Source organism: Stenotrophomonas nitritireducens (assembly GCF_050984405.1).
GTDB lineage: Bacteria > Pseudomonadota > Gammaproteobacteria > Xanthomonadales > Xanthomonadaceae > Stenotrophomonas > Stenotrophomonas nitritireducens_B.
Map to the genome: position 1 here is coordinate 3,725,635 of NZ_CP158790.1, position 16,012 is coordinate 3,741,646.

The following is a 16,012-nucleotide window of genomic DNA, read 5'->3' on the forward strand; positions in this document are numbered from 1 at the left end:
TCGGGCATGCTGTGACCCTTGGGAGGACACGCATGCACGCCATCGAACTGAAAGACCCGGCCGGCTTCGGCAACGAATTCCTGCGGTTGACCCTGCTGCAGGGCTTCCAGTCGCTGACCAAGCGCGACCTGGAACTGCTGATCTTCGTGCTGCTCGAACGCGACGGCGCCATCGACCGCGGCGATTCCAACGCCAGCGTGGCGCTGCAGCTGCGGGTGACGCCGGCCAAGGTCAAGGGCCTGCGCCGCGACGGCTATGCCCGCTGGCGGGCGCTGGTGCCCGAGGAGGCTGACGACGCCCTGCAGCGCATCGTCGCCACCGTGCTGACCGAGGCCAACCTGCGCTCGGGGGCGAAGCACGTGAGCGAGCGCAGCCGCAAGGAAGGCTTCCTGGCCATCCGCATCGAACACCCGGACGACGCGCAGCGCTTCGAGCAGGCGATCCTCGAGGTCGGCGCGCTGCCGGTATACGAGCGCAACCGCGAGGTGGTGGCGGTGCGCTTCGACACCCTGCTGAAGATCGCCGAGCGCTGGGGCTACCTGCAGCCCGATCCGCAGGCGACGGTGGCGGCGCTGAAGAAGCTGGCGCCGACCTCGGAGGAAGTGGCCGACCTGCTGAAGAAGGACGTCGCCCAGCTGCGCTGGGACGACGTGCGCCGCGCCCTGAACAGCCTGGGCGCCAAGGCGGTCAGCTCCACCGTCGAGGGTGGCCTGAAGGGCCTGCTGAAACTGGCGTTTCCGTTCATTCCGGGCTGAGCAACGCGCGGACGGCGCGGCGCTGAACCGGCGGCAACATTCAGCCGGCCTGCATGCATTCTTGCGGCTGGTTTAACAGCGGCGGGCCAAGCATCGGGCGCGTGTTTCCTTTCCGGAGTCCACCCATGAACCTCTCCCGCTCCCTGTTTCCCGCCCTGCTGCTGTGCGCCGCCGCCAGTGTTCCGGCGCTGGCGCAGGAAACCGGCCGGACCACGCTCACCGACAAGGGCACGCCGGTCACGGTCACCTCGGAAGAACCCGATTCGATCCGCGGCGACTACCATATCGACTTCGCCACGCTGGACCGCAACCACGACGGCTTCATCAGCCGCGAGGAAGCCAAGGCCAATCCCACGCTCGAACGCGAGTTCGATGCGCTCGACACCCACCGCAGCGGCCGCCTGAGCAGGGCGCAGCTGGAGGGCTGGATGAAGAAGTGAGGCCGGGCGGGCCGGCAGGCGAATCCCGTCGTCCGCATGCGAGGCCTGCCCGTGATCCGTCCCAGCCTGTCCACCCTCTTCCTGCTGCTGTGCGTGCTGCCGGCCGCACCCACGCGCGCGCAGCACGCGCCGCGCGATACCGCTGTCACCGCGCCGCTGCCGTCGGCGCCGGTCGCCGTGCGCAGCCAGTCGCTGGCCAGCGGCGCGGTCACGCACCAGGTCCGTCTGCCGGGCGAAGCCGGCCAGGCCACGGTGATCGTGCGCTCGATCCAGCCGGACAGCGTGACCGGCAACTACCGCATCGATTTCGACGCGCTCGACGTGGATGGCGACGGTTTCCTCAGCCGCGACGAGGCGCAGGCCAACCCGGCGCTGGCCGACGAGTTCAACGCGCTCGATACCGCACGACGCGGCAAGCTCGCACGCGAACAGCTGGCCGGCTGGCTGGTCCGCTGACCCTCACCTGCGCCCACCCGCCCGCGCTCGGGGCTTTACCCGCGTCTACAACGTCGCCGGCGGCATCGACGCCTGGGCGCAGGACGTGGACAGCAGCGTGCCGCGCTACTGATCCAGCGGCCGCGACCGTGGATGCATGAAGCACGGGCGCAAGCCGCCCCATCGTGCACGGTGCGCTGCGGTGCGCGGCCCCGGAGCTGGCACGCCTGAGCGTGCCGCGTTGATGCGACGTCGGCCACGCGCTGCACCCGTAGGAACGACTTCAGTCGCGATGGCTTTCAGGCCCTGTGAAGCGTTCAGAAGCCATCGCGACTGAAGTCGTTCCTACGCGTATCGCGGGCGCCGGTGTTCCGGCGCCGTCACACACCCGAAGCGCGCTTCCAGAACAGCGACAGCAGCGGCGGCATGCGCCCGGCCAGGCCGAGCAGCGCGCCGCGCGCCAGGGTCAGGTGCATCTCGTCGTTGGAGAACACCTTGTTGATCGCGTCGAAACCGTAGGCGGCCACCGTGTTGTCGCTGCGCCGCACCCGCGCCCAGCGCCGCAGCCGGTGCGGTGCGGTCCAGTCCGCGCGCCGCTGGCGCGCATCACGCACCAGGTCGCGCAGCGCGGCCACGTCGCGCAGGCCGAGGTTGACGCCCTGCCCGGCCAGTGGATGCACCACGTGCGCGGCGTCGCCCAGCACCAGTACGCGGCCGGCGACGTAGTCGCTGGCCAGTTGCCGGCGCAGCGGGAACGCCGCGCGCGGCGAGGCCGGGCGCATCGCGCCCAGGCGACCTTCGAAGGCATTGCTCAGTTCGCGGCCGAAGGCCTCGTCGTCCAGCGCCAGCACGCGGTCGGCCTCGGCATCGGGCAGGGTCCAGACGATGGAACTGCGGTGCCGGTCCACCGGCAGCACCGCCAGCGGGCCGGTATCGAGGAAGCGCTGCCAGGCGGTGGCCTCGTTCGGGCGCTCGCTGTCGACGTAGCCGACCACGCCGCGCTGGCCGTAGTCGTGGCGCGACACGGCCAGCCCGGCCAGCGCGCGCAGCGTGGATTCGCCACCGTCGGCGGCGATGGCCACGGCCGCGTCTACGCGCCGGCCATCATCCAACCGCAGGCGCACGCCGCCTTCGTCCTGCTCCATCGACTCGACCCGCGCCGGGCAATGCAGCTGCACGCCGGCCGCCGGCAGCGCCGACCACAGCCGGTCCACCAGCAGGCCATTCTCGACGATCCAGCCCAGCTCGCGGCGGCCCAGCGCGTCGGCGTCGAAGGCCAGCTCGCCGCCACCGGCCGCGTCCCACACCCGCATGCGCAGGTAGGGATGCGCCCGCGCCTGCGCCACCTGCGGCCACACGCCCAGCGTTTCCAGCAGCGCCGCGTTGTCATGGGCGAAGGCGAACACACGCAGGTCAGGCCGCTGCGCCGACCACGGCGACGGCTCGCGCCCTTCCACCAGGGCCACCTGCAGGCCTTCGCCCGCCAGCGCCAGCGCGCAGGCGGTGCCGACCACGCCGCCGCCGACCACCACCGCGTCCAATCCTCCACGCCGGCTCATCGCACCTGGCTCCTGCACAGTTCGGGCACCTGCCCGCGGAATCCCATCGCCCCGCCGACCAGGAAGGACTGCAGCGGCGCGGCCTGCGCGGCGGCCACCAGGCCCAGGCTGCGCAGCGGCCGCAGCAGCGGCGCCGCGTTGCCGGTCAGGCGCGCCAGGCCGTCGGAGAAGGCCAGGGTCTGCTCGCGGTCGGGGCCGCGGCGCTGCACGTAGGCCTGCAGCAGGTCGTCGGAACCCGGGTCCTGCGCGGCGTCGCCGATCAGTTCGGCCAGGGTCAGCGCATCGCGCAGGCCCAGGTTGAAGCCCTGCGCGCCCAGCGGATGGATGGTCTGCGCGGCGTTGCCCAGCAGCAGCGCGCGCTCGCCGACCAGCCGCTGCGCCAGCACCTGGACCAGCGGGTAGGCGCTGCGCGGGCCGCTTTCCAGCAGCCGCCCGGCGCGCCAGCCCAGCACGTCCTGCAGCCGCGCCAGCCAGGCGGTGTCGTCCAGCGCGGCCACCGCCTCGGCTTCGTCGCGGGCCACGCCATGGACCAGGCCGTAGTGGCGGTCGCCGCGCGGCAGCAGCGCGGTCGGGCCGGTATCGGTGAAGCGCTCCCAGGCGGTGCCGTCCGGCGCCCGCGCGCTACGCACCCGCGCCACGAACAGGGTCTGCAGGTAGTCGTGCTCGCTGGCCTCGATGCCCAGCGCCTGCCGCACCGCGCTGCGGGTGCCGTCGGCGCCGACCACCAGCCGCGCGCGCAGGCGGCGCTCGCCGGCCGCGTCGGCGATCAGCACCTCGCGGCGGCCGTCGGCGCATCCGCCCAGCCCCACGAACTTCGCCGGGCGGTAGCGGGTCAGCCGCGACAGATCACCCAGCCGTGCTTCCAGCGCACGGCCGAAGTCGCGCGCCACCACCACCTGGCCGAAGGCGTCGCGCCCGTAGTCACCGGCGTCCATCACCACGCGGCCGAAATCGCCGGCGCGGCTGACGTGGATGCGGCGGATCGGGCCCGGCGCGCCTTCCAGGCGCTGCATCACGCCCAGCGCGGTGAGCGCGTTGACCGTGGCCGCGGCGAAGCTGAGGTTGCGCTGGTCGAACACCGCCGGCAGCTCGCCGGCCGGGGTCGCTTCCACCAGTCCCACGTCCAGCCCCAGCCGGTCCAGCGCGATGGCCAGGCTGGCACCCACCAGTCCGCCACCGACGATCACCACATCATGCAGGTCGTTCATGCCGACATGATAAGGGCTCGGCCACCCCGTCCGCCGGCGCGATGCGGCGCCGCAACCGCGTCCTCGGCGCGACTGCGGCTAGAATGGCGGCCTGATTCCGCCAGATCCCTCATCACCATGACCGCCAACGTCCAACGCACCTTCGTCCTGTCCCTGCTCGTGCTGCTGATGGTCGGCACCCGCATCAACCATTTCGCGCCGATCCCGGACGCGTCCTGGGCGGTGTTCTTCATCGGCGGCTTCTACCTGCGCAGCTGGACCCGCTGGGCATTCCCGCTGCTGATGGCGCTGGCGGTGGCCGTGGACTGGACGGTGATCAGCAGCCAGGGCATGGACTTCTGGAGCCACTACTGCGTTTCGGCCGGCTACTGGGCGCTGGTCCCGGCCTACTTCGCCATGTGGGCCGGCGGCATGCTGCTGCGCCGTTCCTACACGGGCGCCAGCTGGCGCGCGCTGGGCCTGTTCGCCGCGACCCTGGTCGGCGCGGTGGTGGTCTGCCACCTGTTCGCGCAGGGCGGCTTCTACTGGACCAGCAGCGTCGTCGCCGAGCCGACCGTCGCCGGCTGGTTCAAGAACTACACCGACTGGCTGCTGCCGTACATGCGCACCGCGGCCATGTACACCGGCGTGGCGGCGCTGGCGCAGGCCGCGGCCGAGGCGTTCGCGCGCCAGTCGGCCGCCGACCGCGTCGCGCACTGACCGGCGCCGCACGATGGGCAACCGCCTTTCCAAGATCTACACCCGTACCGGCGACGACGGCAGCACCGGCCTGGGCGACGGCAGCCGCACCGGCAAGGACTCGCTGCGGGTCAATGCCTACGGCACCGTCGACGAGGCCAACTCGACCATCGGCGTGCTGCTGGCGGTGGCCCTGCCGGAGGACGTGCGCGCGCTGCTGACCACGATCCAGCACCAGCTGTTCGACCTCGGCGGCGAGCTGTGCATCCCCGGCCACGCCGCGATACAGGCCGCCGACATCGACGCGCTGGAACGGCACCTGGACCGCTACAACGACGACCTGCCGCCGCTGAAGGATTTCATCCTGCCGGCCGGCGGCGAGGCGGCGGCGCGCTGCCACCTGGCCCGCACCATCGTGCGCCGCGCCGAGCGCGAGACCGTCGCCCTGGCCCGGGTCGAAGCCGTGCGCGGCGAGGCGGTGCGCTACCTGAACCGCCTGTCCGACCTGCTGTTCGTGCTGGCGCGGGTGCTGGCCCGCGCCGACGGCCACGGCGAAGTGCTTTGGAACCACGAGCGCCGGCGCGCCTGATCAGTCAGGAACGAGTGAGAGCCGCGCTCCTGCTTTTACTCGTTCCTCGTTCCTCTCCACTCGTTCCTGAGCGACTCTGCCGGCCAAGGCCGGCAGCTACGAAGCATGGCGGTCGGTTACATTGCCGGGCATGCTCGTATTCACCCACCCGGCCTGCCTGGGCCACGACCCCGGCCCCGACCACCCCGAATCGCCCGAGCGGCTGCGCGCGGTGCTGGACGCGCTGCACCAGGCATTCCCGGCGCAGCTGGACTGGCGCCAGGCCCCGCCGGCCAAGCTCGGCGAGCTGGCGCGGGTGCACGGGCGCGAGCTGATCGACGACATGCTGCAGGCGCAGACCGCGCCGCTGCGGCGGATCGACCTGGACACCTTCACTTCGCCCGGCTCGGCCAGCGCCGCGCTGCATGCCGCCGGCGCCGGCGTGGCCGCGGTCGATGCGGTGATGCGCGGCCCCGACCGGCGCGCGTTCTGCGCGGTGCGGCCGCCCGGCCACCACGCCACCGCCGACACCGCGATGGGCTTCTGCCTGTTCAACAACATCGCCGTGGCCGCGGCCTACGCCCGCGACGTGCACGGGCTGGAGCGCATCGCCATCGTCGATTTCGACGTCCACCACGGCAACGGCACCCAGGCGATCTTCGAGACCGACCCGCGCGTGGCCTACTACAGCAGCCACGAATCCGGGCTGTTCCCCCATTCGGGCAGCATGCGCGAGCGCGGCGTGGGCAACGTCTGCAACATCCTGCTGCCGCCGGGCAGCGGCGGCTTCCGCTTCCGCAACACCTGGGCCGACGACCTGCTGCCGCAGGTGGACGCCTTCCGCCCGCAGCTGTTGCTGGTCTCGGCCGGTTTCGACGCGCACATGCGCGACCCGCAGGCCGACCTGATGGTGGAGACCGAGGATTTCGGCTGGCTGGCCGGCGAACTGGCCGCGCTGGCCGAGCGCCACGCCGACGGCCGGCTGGTGTCCCTGCTCGAGGGCGGCTACGACCTGCAGGCGCTGGCCGAATGCAGCGTGGCCCACGTGCAGGGCCTGCTGGCCCGGTGACGGGCGCATGAACCCCGGCCCCCGCCCGTGCGGGTCCTTCATTGCCCCCATGCAGTCGATGCGGCAAGCTAGCGGCCGTTTTCCCTGAATCCGATCCGCGTGCGCCGAGCCCTCCGCCTGCTTCCCCTGCCCCTGAGCGTCGCCCTCTGCCTGTCGGCGATGGCCAGCGAGAAGCCGGTGAACTGGAACCTGTGCCCGGCCACCGACGTGCTGCCGGCCTTCGACGAAGCGCCCAAGGCCGACCCGGTCGCGGCCGCCACCCGCGACCAGCTGCCGACCGACATCGAGGGCGACCAGCTCACCGGCACCAGCACGATCCCGCAGTACGAGGGCAACGTGGCGCTCAAGCGCGGCGACCAGTTCATGGGCACCGACAACCTGCGCTTCGACACGGAAACCGGCAATTACATCGCCGACGGCAACGTGCGCTACTCCGACTCCTCGATCCGCCTGACCGCCAAGCGCGCCGAGGGCAACCAGGAAACGGACAGCCACAAGATCAGCGACATCCGCTACCAGCTGGTCTCGCGGCGCGGCAACGGCAGCGCCGACTCCATCGACCTGCAGGGTTCGGTCGGGCAGATGCACCGCTCCACCTATACCACCTGCGATCCGTCGCAACCGGTGTGGAAGCTGGTCGCGCCGCAGATCGAGGTGGACAACGAGGAGGGCTTCGGCACCGCCCGCAACGCGGTGCTGCGCGTCGGCAAGCTGCCGGTGATGTACATGCCCTGGTTCAAGTTCCCGATCGACGACCGGCGCATGACCGGCCTGCTCTATCCCAAGCTGAGCCTGTCCGGGCGCAACGGCTTCGACTACGCGCAGCCGATCTATTTCAACCTGGCGCCGAACTACGACGACACCCTGACCCCGCGCTGGATGAGCCGCCGCGGGCTGATGCTCAACAACGAGTTCCGCTACCTCTACGGCGGCGGCCGCGGGCAGCTGGACACCGAGTGGATGCCGCACGACTCGCTGCGCGACAAGGAGCGCGGCAAGGTCGCCTACAACGGCTACCACAACGTCGACCGGCACTGGCAGGCGCGCGCGAACCTGGCCTGGGTCAGCGACGAACGCTACATGGAGGACTTCGCCAACCGCCTGCTCGGCGTGACCGCCTCCAACCTGCAGAGCACCGCCGGCCTGTACGGCACCGGCCGCACCTGGACTGCCGGCCTGATGGCCGACCACTGGCAGCTGACCGACTACACCCTGACCGAGGCCGCCCTGCCCTACAGCCGCCAGCCGCGCCTGTTCGGCACCTGGGACGACAGCTTCGGCCGCTGGCTGGAGACCGGCGTCTATGCCGAAGCGGTGCGGTTCACCCACGACGACATCCGCGGCAAGACCATCGATGCCGAGGGCGAGTATGTGCGCGATGGCAGCCTGACCCGGGTCTACGGCGGCTCGCGCTTGGACATCAAGCCCTACGTGTCGATGCCGCTGGCCGGCGCGGCGTGGTACGTCACCCCGACCCTGGCCTGGCGCTACACCGCCTACGAACTGGAGCGCGGCCTGGCCGACGGCATCCGCCGCAACCAGCTGATCGCCGCCGGCATCGACCCGGCCACCGCCACGCCCGAACAGCTGCGCGGCAACACCGCGCCGCACCGCAGCCTGCCCATCGCCAGCCTGGACATGGGCCTGTTCTTCGACCGCGAAACCGAGATCGGCGGCAGGTCCTACCTGCATACCCTGGAGCCGCGGCTGTTCTACCTGAACACCCCGTACCGGGACCAGGGCGACCTGCCGCTGTTCGATACCCGCGCCTTCACCTTCAGCTGGGGCCAGCTGTTCCGCGACTCGCGTTTCACCGGCGCCGACCGCCAGAACGACGCCAACCAGCTGACCACGGCCCTGACCACGCGCCTGATCCGCCAGGACGACGGCCGCGAGAAGCTGTCGGCCAGCATCGGCCAGATCACCTATTTCGAGGATTCGCGGGTCACCCTGGGCAGCAGCGACGCCATCGTCCAGCAGGGCAAGTCGGCGTGGGTCGCCGACGTGAACTGGGCGATCAACGACCGCTGGACCCTGGGCAGCACCTACCAGTGGAACCCGAAGTACCGCAAGGAAGACCTGGCCAGCGTGCGCGCGCGCTACCTGCTGCCCGAGGACGGCGTGGTCAACCTGACCTACCGCTACCGCCGCAACCCCAGCAACAACACCGACCAGCTCAAGCAGGCCGACCTGTCCTTCCTGTACCCGATCAACCCGCGCTGGAGCATCGTCGGCCGCTATTACTACTCGATGCTCGACCACAAGCCGCTGGAGATCATCGGCGGCGTGCAGTGGGACAGCTGCTGCCTGGCGGTGCGCGCCCTGGCCCGCCGCTACGTGCGCAACCGCGAGGGCGAGATGAACAATTCCTTCCAGGTCGAGTTCGTGCTCAAGGGCCTGAGCTCGGTCGGGCAGGACACGGACCGCACCTTGCGCCGTGCTATTCTCGGCTACAACCGAGACGACCTGTACCTCGTTCCGCCCAGCAACATCGAGGCGAACGACGACGACTACGATCCGAACCTGATTCCATGACCAAGACCCTACCTGCAGTCCTCGCCACCCTGCTGGCGCTTGCCGGCGTGTCCGCACCGGCCGCCGCGCAGCAGACGCAGCCGCTGGACCGCATCGCCGCCGTCGTCGACGAGGACGTGATCCTGCAGAGCGAACTGCAGCGCGCGGTCAACAACATCAAGTCGCAGTACGCCGGCCGCGAGCACCAGCTGCCGCCGCAGGGCGTGCTCGAACGCCAGGTGCTCGAGCGCCTGGTGCTGGTCAAGCTGCAGGTGGCCCGCGCCGAGAGCAGCGGCATCCGCGTCAGCGGCGAGGAACTGAACCACGCCTTGGCCAGCATCGCCCAGCAGAACGGCACCGACCTGGACGGCCTGCGCCAGCGCCTGGCCCAGGACGGCATCGGCTTCGAGGATTTCCGCAACTCGGTGCGCGAGGAGATCGTCACCCAGCGCCTGCGCCAGAGCTTCGCGCAGAGCCGCATCAGCGTCAGCGAGGGCGAGGTCGACGCGGCCCTGGCGCAGCAGAACGCCGGCGGCATGCAATACCACCTGGCGCACATCCTGGTGGCGCTGCCGGACGGCGCCAGCGCCGAGCAGATCGCCACCGGCCAGAGCAAGATCGACGGCATCAAGAACCTGATCGGCAAGGGCGAACTGGACTTCTCCGCCGCCGCGGTGCGCTACTCCGACAGCCCCAACGCGCTGGAAGGCGGCGACCTGGGCTGGCGCAGCCTGGACGAGATCCCCAACGCGTTCTCCATGCAGATCAAGGAAATGAAGGCCGGCGACGTGCTCGGCCCGATCCGCGGCCCGAGCGGCTTCCAGCTGCTGAAGCTGGTGGAGGTGCGCGACAGCGACAATGCTGCCGCCGGCACCCACACCGTCACCGAGTTCCACGCCCGCCACATCCTGGTGCGCGTGACCGACCAGGTGGACGACGCGGCGGCCAAGGCGAAGATCGAGACCCTGCGCGCGCGCATCGCCGGCGGCGCCGACTTCCAGGCCGTGGCCAAGGAAGCGTCCGACGACGCCAACAGCCGCGGCCAGGGCGGCGACCTGGGCTGGTTCCCGGCCGATGCGTTCGGCCCGGACTTCGGCCGCCAGGTCGAGAGCGTGCAGGACGGCGGCGTCACCGCGGCGTTCCGCACCGACGCCGGCTGGCACATCGTGCAGCGCGTGGCCACGCGCCAGACCGACGTGACCGACGACAACAAGCGCGCGCAGATCCGCGACCAGATCGGCCGCCGCAAGCTGGACGACGAATACAACCGTTTCCTGCAGGAACTGCGCGGCGACGCCTACGTCAGCTTCCGCACCGGCGACCGCGCCGAGGGCACCGCCGAGCCGGCGGCCGACCCCGCCAAGCCCTGATCCGATGATTCCCCAGCTCGCTCTGGTCCCGGGCGAGCCTTCCGGGGTCGGCCCGGAACTCTGCATCCGCCTCGTCCAACAGCCGCGCAGCGATTGCCGGCTGTTGGCGTTCGCCGACCCCGACGTGCTGCGCGCCGCCGCGGCCGCGCTCGGCCTGCCGCTGAACCTGCTGCCCGAAGAAGCGCAGGCGCGCGCGCCGGGCGACCTGCGCCTGCGCCCGATCCGCAACGCCGCCCCGTCCCGCTTCGGCCAGCCCGACGCCGCCAACGCACGCGCGGTGATCGACGCCCTGCTCGGCGCCGGCCGCGCCTGCCTGGACGGCGGACTCGACGGCGTGGTCACCGGCCCGGTGCACAAGGCGGTGATCAACCAAGGCGGCATCGCCTACAGCGGCACCACCGAACTGCTGGCCCACCAGGCCGGCGTCGAGGTGGTGATGATGCTGGCCAACGACCTGATGCGCGTGGCGCTGGCCACCACCCACCTGCCGCTGCGCGAGGTGCCCGACGCGATCACCGCCGACGGCCTGCGCAGGGTCATCGCCATCACCGACGCCGCGCTGCGCCGCGACTTCGGACTGGCGCGGCCGCGCATCGCCGTGCTCGGCCTGAACCCGCACGCCGGCGAGGACGGGCACCTGGGCCGCGAGGAACTGGATGTCGTCATCCCGCTGCTGGAACGACTGCGCGGCGAAGGCGTGGACCTGGTCGGCCCGCTGCCGGCCGACACCGCGTTCCTGCCGGGCAAGCTGCGCGGCTTCGACGCGGTGCTGGCGATGTACCACGACCAGGGGCTGCCGGTGCTCAAGTACAGCGGCTTCGAGCAGGCGGTGAACATCACCCTGGGCCTGCCCTACCCGCGCGTGGCGGTCGACCACGGCACCGCGCTGGACCTGGCCGGCAAGGGCACGGCCGACCCTTCCAGCCTGCAGGCCGCCACCGCGCTGTGCGCGCGGCTGGCCGCGCAACGCGGGGCATGCCATGCGCCTTGAAGCGCGTCCCGGCGCGTCCGGATCACCGCGGCGCGGCGTTGCGTCCGCCGAATGCATGCGCCTTGCCTGCGGCCCTCGTCCTGCCGCGCAGCGGCCCGATCGCGCCGGACCGCACGCCAAAGCACACGACACGCTCTAGAATCGCCCGATGAATTCCTCCCATTCCCCGCGCGCCGGCGTCGGTTTCACCGCGCCGGCGAAGAAGCAGCTGGGCCAGCACTTCCTGGCCGACGCGCACTACGTCGAGAAGATCGTGCTGGCGGTCAACCCGAAGCCCGGCGACCGGCTGGTCGAGATCGGCCCGGGCCAGGGCGCCATCACCTTCCCGCTGCTGCGCCGCCATCCGCAACTGACGGTGATCGAGTTCGACCGCGACCTGATCGCGCCGCTCACCGCCGCGGCCGCGCCGCTGGGCGAGCTGACCATCGTCCACCGCGACGTGCTGCAGGTCGATTTCACCGAACTGGCCGCCGGCTCGCCGATCCGGCTGGTCGGCAACCTGCCCTACAACATCTCCTCGCCGATCCTGTTCCACGCGCTGGAGCACGCCGCGGCGATCTCGGACATGACCTTCATGCTGCAGAAGGAAGTGGTGGACCGCATGGCCGCCGCGCCGGGCAGCAAGGTCTACGGCCGCCTGAGCGTGATGCTGCAGGCCTGGTGCCAGGTCACCTCGCTGTTCGTGGTGCCGCCGGGCGCGTTCCGGCCGCCGCCGAAGGTGGACTCGGCCGTGGTGCGGCTGGTGCCGCGCGACCCGGCCACGGTCGGCATCGTCGATCCGCAGCACTTCGCCAACCTGGTCAAGGCCGCCTTCGGCCAGCGCCGCAAGACCCTGCGCAACGCCCTGAACGGCATCGTCGATGAAGCCGGCTTCGCCGCCGCCGGCGTGCGCAGCGACGCGCGCGCCGAACAACTGGACGTGGCCGATTTCATCGCCCTGACCAACGTCACCGTCGCCTGACGTCCGCTCCACCCGCTTTTGCTTACACTTGCCCGCATGGACGATTCCCGCCACTACGCGATCGAGATCGAGGTATCGCCTCGTTTCGTCGACGAACAGTCGGCCCCCGAGGACGGGCGCTACGCGTTCGCCTACACGATCCGCATCCACAACCGCGGCACCGTGCCGGCGCGGCTGATCAGCCGCCACTGGCGCATCACCGACGGCAACGGCCGCACCGAGCACGTGGACGGCGACGGCGTGGTCGGCGAGCAGCCGCGGCTGCGCCCGGGCGAGGAGTTCCGCTACACCTCCGGGGTCATGCTCGGCACCGAGCGCGGCACCATGCAGGGCCACTACGACATGCTGGCCGACGACGGTACCGAATTCGCCGCGCCGGTCGCGCCGTTCGTGCTGTCCATTCCCAGGACCCTGCACTGATGGCGACCTGGGCGATCGGCGACCTGCAGGGCTGCTACGACGTCACCCAGCGGCTGCTGGAGAAGATCAACTTCGACCCGGCCGCCGACCGGCTGTGGTTCTGCGGCGACCTGGTCAACCGCGGCGGGCAGTCGCTGGAAACCCTGCGCCTGGTGCATTCGCTGCGCGAACACTGCACGGTGGTGCTGGGCAACCACGACCTCTCGCTGCTGGCCGTCGGCGCGCGCAGCCCCGAGGAACAGCGCAAGGTCAACCCGGACCTGCAGCGCGTGGTGCTCGCCGAGGACCGCGACGTGCTGCTGGACTGGCTGCGCCAGCAGAAGCTGGTGCACGTGGACCGCGAGCTGGGCTGGATGATGTTCCATGCCGGCCTCGCGCCGAAGTGGACCGTGGCGATGGCCGAGAAGCACGCGCGCGAGGTCGAGCAGCAGTTGCATGGCAACGGCTACCGCAAGCTGCTGCGCAACATGTACGGCGACGGCCCCAGCTGGGCGCCGAACCTGGCCGGCTACGACCGCGCGCGCGCGATCATCAACATCTTCACCCGCATGCGCTACTGCACGCCGCGCGGCCGCATCGGCATGGAAGACAAGGGCACGCCCGGCACCCAGCAGCAGGGCATGTACCCGTGGTTCGAGGTCCCGGGCCGGGTCGAGCGCGAACTGAAGATGGTCTGCGGCCACTGGTCGGCGCTGGGCCTGACCATCACCCAGGGCGTGCACGCCATCGACACCGGCGCGGTGTGGGGCGGCAGGCTCACCGCGCTGCGGCTGGACAGCGACGAACTGCGCGTGGTGCAGGTGCCCGGCCGCGACGTGCCGGCGCCGGTGCCCGGCGCGCATCCGCCGCGGCGGCCGCCGTCCGAACGTCGCCCGGAACCGCGCGGCGAAGCGCAGGGCGAACGCCGCGAGCGGCGCCGGCCACGCCGGCACCGCCCCGGCAACAATGGCGGCAACGGCGGCAACAATGGCAGTCCGGGCGGCACGCCGGGCAACAACGGCGGCGCCACGCCCGCGCCGTAGCCGCTCAGGCGCCGGGCGCCAGGACCTGGCAGGCTTCCAGGCAGTTCCCGTCCGCGTCCTGGAACCGGAAATACACCACACCGTCGCCGCACTGCAGTTCGCCGACGCGCACGCCGCGCCGCTTCAACGCCTCCAGGGCCGCTGCCGCATCGCGCGTCGCGAAGATCGGGAACGCGCCCTGCACGTGCGGATCCGCGGCCGGTTCACCGGCCTTGCGCTGCCACAGGGTCAGGCTCGCGCCCTCCGCCAGCGGCAGCACCGCCAGGCACTCGCCCGCATCCACGAACGCGGCCTCCAGGCCGAGATTGGCGGCGTACCAGGCAGCGGCGGCCTGGTAATCGGCCACCCGCAGGATGAAGGTATCGATCCGATCGAACAACGCGCCCACACTCGTCTCCCCGGGTTGGAAGGTATCTACGCCTGGCCGGCGGCGTGCCCGGCACGACCGCATCTCCCGCACAACGGCCGAAACGGCCGCGGGACGGCTACCGGGAAGCCGTGGAGCGGGGCTTGCCGCGCTGGGCTTCTCCGGGAATGCGTCCTGCGGGGCAAGCCCCGCAGCTACGGGGAGCGCCGCACGTAGTGGACGAAGCGGAAGGCGAAGGCGTGGCGATCGTCGGCCGGATGCGGCTGGCTGTCCACTTCCTGCCACAGCGCGGGGTCCACCTCGGGGAAATACGTGTCGGCCGCGACCTCGGCATCCACCCAGGTCAGGTGCAGGTCCGTGGCCTGGTCGATCAGCAGCCGGTAGATCTCGCCGCCGCCGATCACGCACAGTTCTTCGGCGCCCTCGCCGGCCGCGACGTCCCTGGCTTCGTCCAGCGAGGCCACCGCCCGCATGCCCGCGAACGGCACCTGGCCGCTGCGGGTGAGCACCAGGTTGGTCCGCCCCGGCAGCGCACGGCCGAGCGATTCGGCGGTCCGGCGCCCCATCAGGATCGGCTTGGCCAGCGTGAGCGCCTTGAAGTGCCGGAAGTCGTCCGGCAGGTGCCACGGCATGCCGTTGTCGCGGCCGATGCCGCGATTGCGGTCCAGCGCGGCGATGAGCGAAAGCCGGGACCCGGGACCCGGGACCGGGGACCCGGGAGAAGCGACTCTCGCGTCGGTTTGCTCCATGACTGCCGTTCCGACGCAGGAAGCAGAAAGGCAGCTCTCCGCTGCTTTTCCCGGGTCCCCGGTCCCGGGTCCCGGGTCCCGGCCCCCCGTCATACCGCCACCGGCGCCTTGATCGCGGGCAGCGGGTCGTAGCCGTCGATGCGGATGTCGTCGTAGGCGAAGCCGAACAGGTCGGTCACCTCAGGGTTCAGCCACAACGTCGGCAGTGCGCGCGGCTGGCGCGAAAGCTGTTCGCGGGCCTGCTCGAAGTGGTTGGAGTACAGGTGCGCGTCGCCCAGGGTATGCACGAAATCGCCCACGCCCAGGCCGGTGGCCTGCGCCACCATGTGGGTCAGCAGCGCATAGCTGGCGATGTTGAACGGCACGCCGAGGAAGATGTCGCCGCTGCGCTGGTACAGCTGGCAGCTGAGCCTGCCGTCGGCGACATAGAACTGGAACAGGTTGTGGCAGGGCATCAACGCCATCTGCGACAGCTCGCCCACGTTCCAGGCGCTGACCACCAGCCGCCGCGAATCCGGATTGCGCCGGATCTCGTCCACCAGCCACTGCATCTGGTCGATCTCGCGGCCGTCGGCGGTGGCCCAGCTGCGCCACTGCCTGCCGTAGACCGGGCCGAGGTCGCCATTGGCGTCGGCCCACTCGTCCCAGATCCGCACCTGGTTGTCCTTCAGGTAACCGATGTTGGTGTCGCCCTTCAGGAACCACAGCAGCTCGTGGATGATCGAGCGCAGGTGCAGCTTCTTGGTGGTGACCAGCGGGAACCCCTGGTTGAGGTCGAAGCGCATCTGCCAGCCGAACACGCTGCGCGTGCCGGTGCCGGTGCGGTCGGCCTTTTCCGTGCCGTGCTCGAGCACGTGCCGCAGCAGGTCCAGGTATTGCTTCACTTTCTGCCTCCGGCGAAGGGCT

General features: G+C 71.1%; 17 protein-coding genes. 12 read left to right on the forward strand and 5 right to left on the reverse strand.

The genetic code is table 11. The features are described 5' to 3' along the window. Positions 1–32: 32 nt before the first annotated feature. The 3 genes from ABTV91_RS16685 to ABTV91_RS16695 all read left to right on the forward strand — a co-directional run bounded on the left by ABTV91_RS16685 (position 33) and on the right by ABTV91_RS16695 (position 1,651). The gene (locus tag ABTV91_RS16685) at positions 33–755 is read left to right on the forward strand and encodes a hypothetical protein (RefSeq protein ID WP_433852431.1); all 723 of its coding nucleotides are present in this window, start codon (positions 33–35) and stop codon (positions 753–755) included. 125 nt (positions 756–880) lie between these two features. Next, entirely contained in the window at positions 881–1,195 is a 315-nt protein-coding gene (locus ABTV91_RS16690) for a hypothetical protein (RefSeq protein WP_433852432.1), read from the forward strand. A 51-nt stretch (positions 1,196–1,246) separates the two neighbouring features. Beyond that, a complete protein-coding gene (locus ABTV91_RS16695) occupies positions 1,247–1,651 on the forward strand; it encodes an EF-hand domain-containing protein (RefSeq protein ID WP_433852433.1) in 405 nt (134 codons plus the stop codon). 359 nt (positions 1,652–2,010) lie between these two features. Here ABTV91_RS16695 and ABTV91_RS16700 read toward each other — a convergent pair whose 3' ends face one another. Together ABTV91_RS16700 and ubiH are read right to left on the reverse strand one after the other, a co-directional pair. Then, positions 2,011–3,189, reverse strand: a complete 1,179-nt coding sequence (locus tag ABTV91_RS16700) for a UbiH/UbiF family hydroxylase (protein ID WP_433852434.1) — start codon at positions 3,187–3,189, stop codon at positions 2,011–2,013. After that, positions 3,186–4,397, reverse strand: coding sequence for a 2-octaprenyl-6-methoxyphenyl hydroxylase (gene ubiH, locus ABTV91_RS16705; RefSeq protein ID WP_433852435.1), 1,212 nt, complete (start codon positions 4,395–4,397; stop codon positions 3,186–3,188). The genes ABTV91_RS16700 and ubiH overlap by 4 nt, the downstream gene beginning before the upstream one ends. Before the next feature lie 117 nt (positions 4,398–4,514). Between ubiH and ABTV91_RS16710 the strand changes: the two genes are divergently transcribed. The 9 genes from ABTV91_RS16710 (at position 4,515) to ABTV91_RS16750 (ending at position 13,990) form a co-directional block, all read left to right on the forward strand. Beyond that, complete coding sequence (locus ABTV91_RS16710; protein WP_433852436.1) at positions 4,515–5,096, forward strand: hypothetical protein; 582 nt, start codon at positions 4,515–4,517, stop codon at positions 5,094–5,096. Between the two features lie 13 nt (positions 5,097–5,109). After that, positions 5,110–5,664 (forward strand): cob(I)yrinic acid a,c-diamide adenosyltransferase, encoded by a 555-nt coding sequence (locus tag ABTV91_RS16715; RefSeq protein WP_433852437.1) that lies wholly within the window; start codon positions 5,110–5,112, stop codon positions 5,662–5,664. A 130-nt stretch (positions 5,665–5,794) separates the two neighbouring features. Continuing rightward, entirely contained in the window at positions 5,795–6,712 is a 918-nt protein-coding gene (locus tag ABTV91_RS16720; RefSeq protein WP_433852438.1) for a histone deacetylase family protein, read from the forward strand. A gap of 159 nt (positions 6,713–6,871) precedes the next feature. Continuing rightward, positions 6,872–9,247: an LPS-assembly protein LptD gene (lptD, locus tag ABTV91_RS16725; protein ID WP_433854214.1), complete on the forward strand. Its 2,376-nt coding sequence runs from the start codon at positions 6,872–6,874 to the stop codon at positions 9,245–9,247. After that, entirely contained in the window at positions 9,244–10,596 is a 1,353-nt protein-coding gene (locus ABTV91_RS16730; protein WP_433852439.1) for a peptidylprolyl isomerase, read from the forward strand. The genes lptD and ABTV91_RS16730 overlap by 4 nt, the downstream gene beginning before the upstream one ends. Positions 10,597–10,600: 4 nt before the next feature. Beyond that, positions 10,601–11,587: a 4-hydroxythreonine-4-phosphate dehydrogenase PdxA gene (gene pdxA / locus ABTV91_RS16735; protein WP_433852440.1), complete on the forward strand. Its 987-nt coding sequence runs from the start codon at positions 10,601–10,603 to the stop codon at positions 11,585–11,587. 148 nt (positions 11,588–11,735) lie between these two features. Further along, on the forward strand, positions 11,736–12,548 hold the full coding sequence (gene rsmA / locus ABTV91_RS16740; protein WP_433852441.1) for a 16S rRNA (adenine(1518)-N(6)/adenine(1519)-N(6))-dimethyltransferase RsmA: 813 nt from the start codon (positions 11,736–11,738) through the stop codon (positions 12,546–12,548). 36 nt (positions 12,549–12,584) lie between these two features. Then, positions 12,585–12,968: a Co2+/Mg2+ efflux protein ApaG gene (apaG, locus tag ABTV91_RS16745; RefSeq protein WP_153193194.1), complete on the forward strand. Its 384-nt coding sequence runs from the start codon at positions 12,585–12,587 to the stop codon at positions 12,966–12,968. Beyond that, positions 12,968–13,990, forward strand: a complete 1,023-nt coding sequence (locus tag ABTV91_RS16750) for a symmetrical bis(5'-nucleosyl)-tetraphosphatase (protein WP_433852442.1) — start codon at positions 12,968–12,970, stop codon at positions 13,988–13,990. The genes apaG and ABTV91_RS16750 overlap by 1 nt, the downstream gene beginning before the upstream one ends. Before the next feature lie 4 nt (positions 13,991–13,994). Here ABTV91_RS16750 and ABTV91_RS16755 read toward each other — a convergent pair whose 3' ends face one another. The 3 genes from ABTV91_RS16755 to ABTV91_RS16765 form a co-directional block, all read right to left on the reverse strand. After that, a complete protein-coding gene (locus ABTV91_RS16755; RefSeq protein WP_433852443.1) occupies positions 13,995–14,378 on the reverse strand; it encodes a VOC family protein in 384 nt (127 codons plus the stop codon). A 173-nt stretch (positions 14,379–14,551) separates the two neighbouring features. Continuing rightward, the gene (locus ABTV91_RS16760) at positions 14,552–15,106 is read right to left on the reverse strand and encodes a dihydrofolate reductase (RefSeq protein WP_433852444.1); all 555 of its coding nucleotides are present in this window, start codon (positions 15,104–15,106) and stop codon (positions 14,552–14,554) included. Between the two features lie 89 nt (positions 15,107–15,195). Beyond that, positions 15,196–15,990: a thymidylate synthase gene (locus ABTV91_RS16765; protein WP_433852445.1), complete on the reverse strand. Its 795-nt coding sequence runs from the start codon at positions 15,988–15,990 to the stop codon at positions 15,196–15,198. Between the last annotated feature and the right edge of the window lie 22 nt (positions 15,991–16,012).

Excerpts from the sequence above, each read along its gene's own strand:
- ABTV91_RS16685 (WP_433852431.1), top strand. The coding sequence starts at position 33 with ATGCACGCCATCGAACTGAAAGACCCGGCCGGCTTCGGCAACGAATTC.
- ABTV91_RS16690 (WP_433852432.1), top strand. The coding sequence starts at position 881 with ATGAACCTCTCCCGCTCCCTGTTTCCCGCCCTGCTGCTGTGCGCCGCC.
- ABTV91_RS16700 (WP_433852434.1), bottom strand. The coding sequence starts at position 3,189 with ATGAGCCGGCGTGGAGGATTGGACGCGGTGGTGGTCGGCGGCGGCGTG.
- ubiH (WP_433852435.1), bottom strand. The coding sequence starts at position 4,397 with ATGAACGACCTGCATGATGTGGTGATCGTCGGTGGCGGACTGGTGGGT.
- ABTV91_RS16710 (WP_433852436.1), top strand. The coding sequence starts at position 4,515 with ATGACCGCCAACGTCCAACGCACCTTCGTCCTGTCCCTGCTCGTGCTG.
- ABTV91_RS16715 (WP_433852437.1), top strand. The coding sequence starts at position 5,110 with ATGGGCAACCGCCTTTCCAAGATCTACACCCGTACCGGCGACGACGGC.
- ABTV91_RS16720 (WP_433852438.1), top strand. The coding sequence starts at position 5,795 with ATGCTCGTATTCACCCACCCGGCCTGCCTGGGCCACGACCCCGGCCCC.
- lptD (WP_433854214.1), top strand. The coding sequence starts at position 6,872 with ATGGCCAGCGAGAAGCCGGTGAACTGGAACCTGTGCCCGGCCACCGAC.
- ABTV91_RS16730 (WP_433852439.1), top strand. The coding sequence starts at position 9,244 with ATGACCAAGACCCTACCTGCAGTCCTCGCCACCCTGCTGGCGCTTGCC.
- pdxA (WP_433852440.1), top strand. The coding sequence starts at position 10,601 with ATGATTCCCCAGCTCGCTCTGGTCCCGGGCGAGCCTTCCGGGGTCGGC.
- rsmA (WP_433852441.1), top strand. The coding sequence starts at position 11,736 with ATGAATTCCTCCCATTCCCCGCGCGCCGGCGTCGGTTTCACCGCGCCG.
- apaG (WP_153193194.1), top strand. The coding sequence starts at position 12,585 with ATGGACGATTCCCGCCACTACGCGATCGAGATCGAGGTATCGCCTCGT.
- ABTV91_RS16750 (WP_433852442.1), top strand. The coding sequence starts at position 12,968 with ATGGCGACCTGGGCGATCGGCGACCTGCAGGGCTGCTACGACGTCACC.
- ABTV91_RS16760 (WP_433852444.1), bottom strand. The coding sequence starts at position 15,106 with ATGGAGCAAACCGACGCGAGAGTCGCTTCTCCCGGGTCCCCGGTCCCG.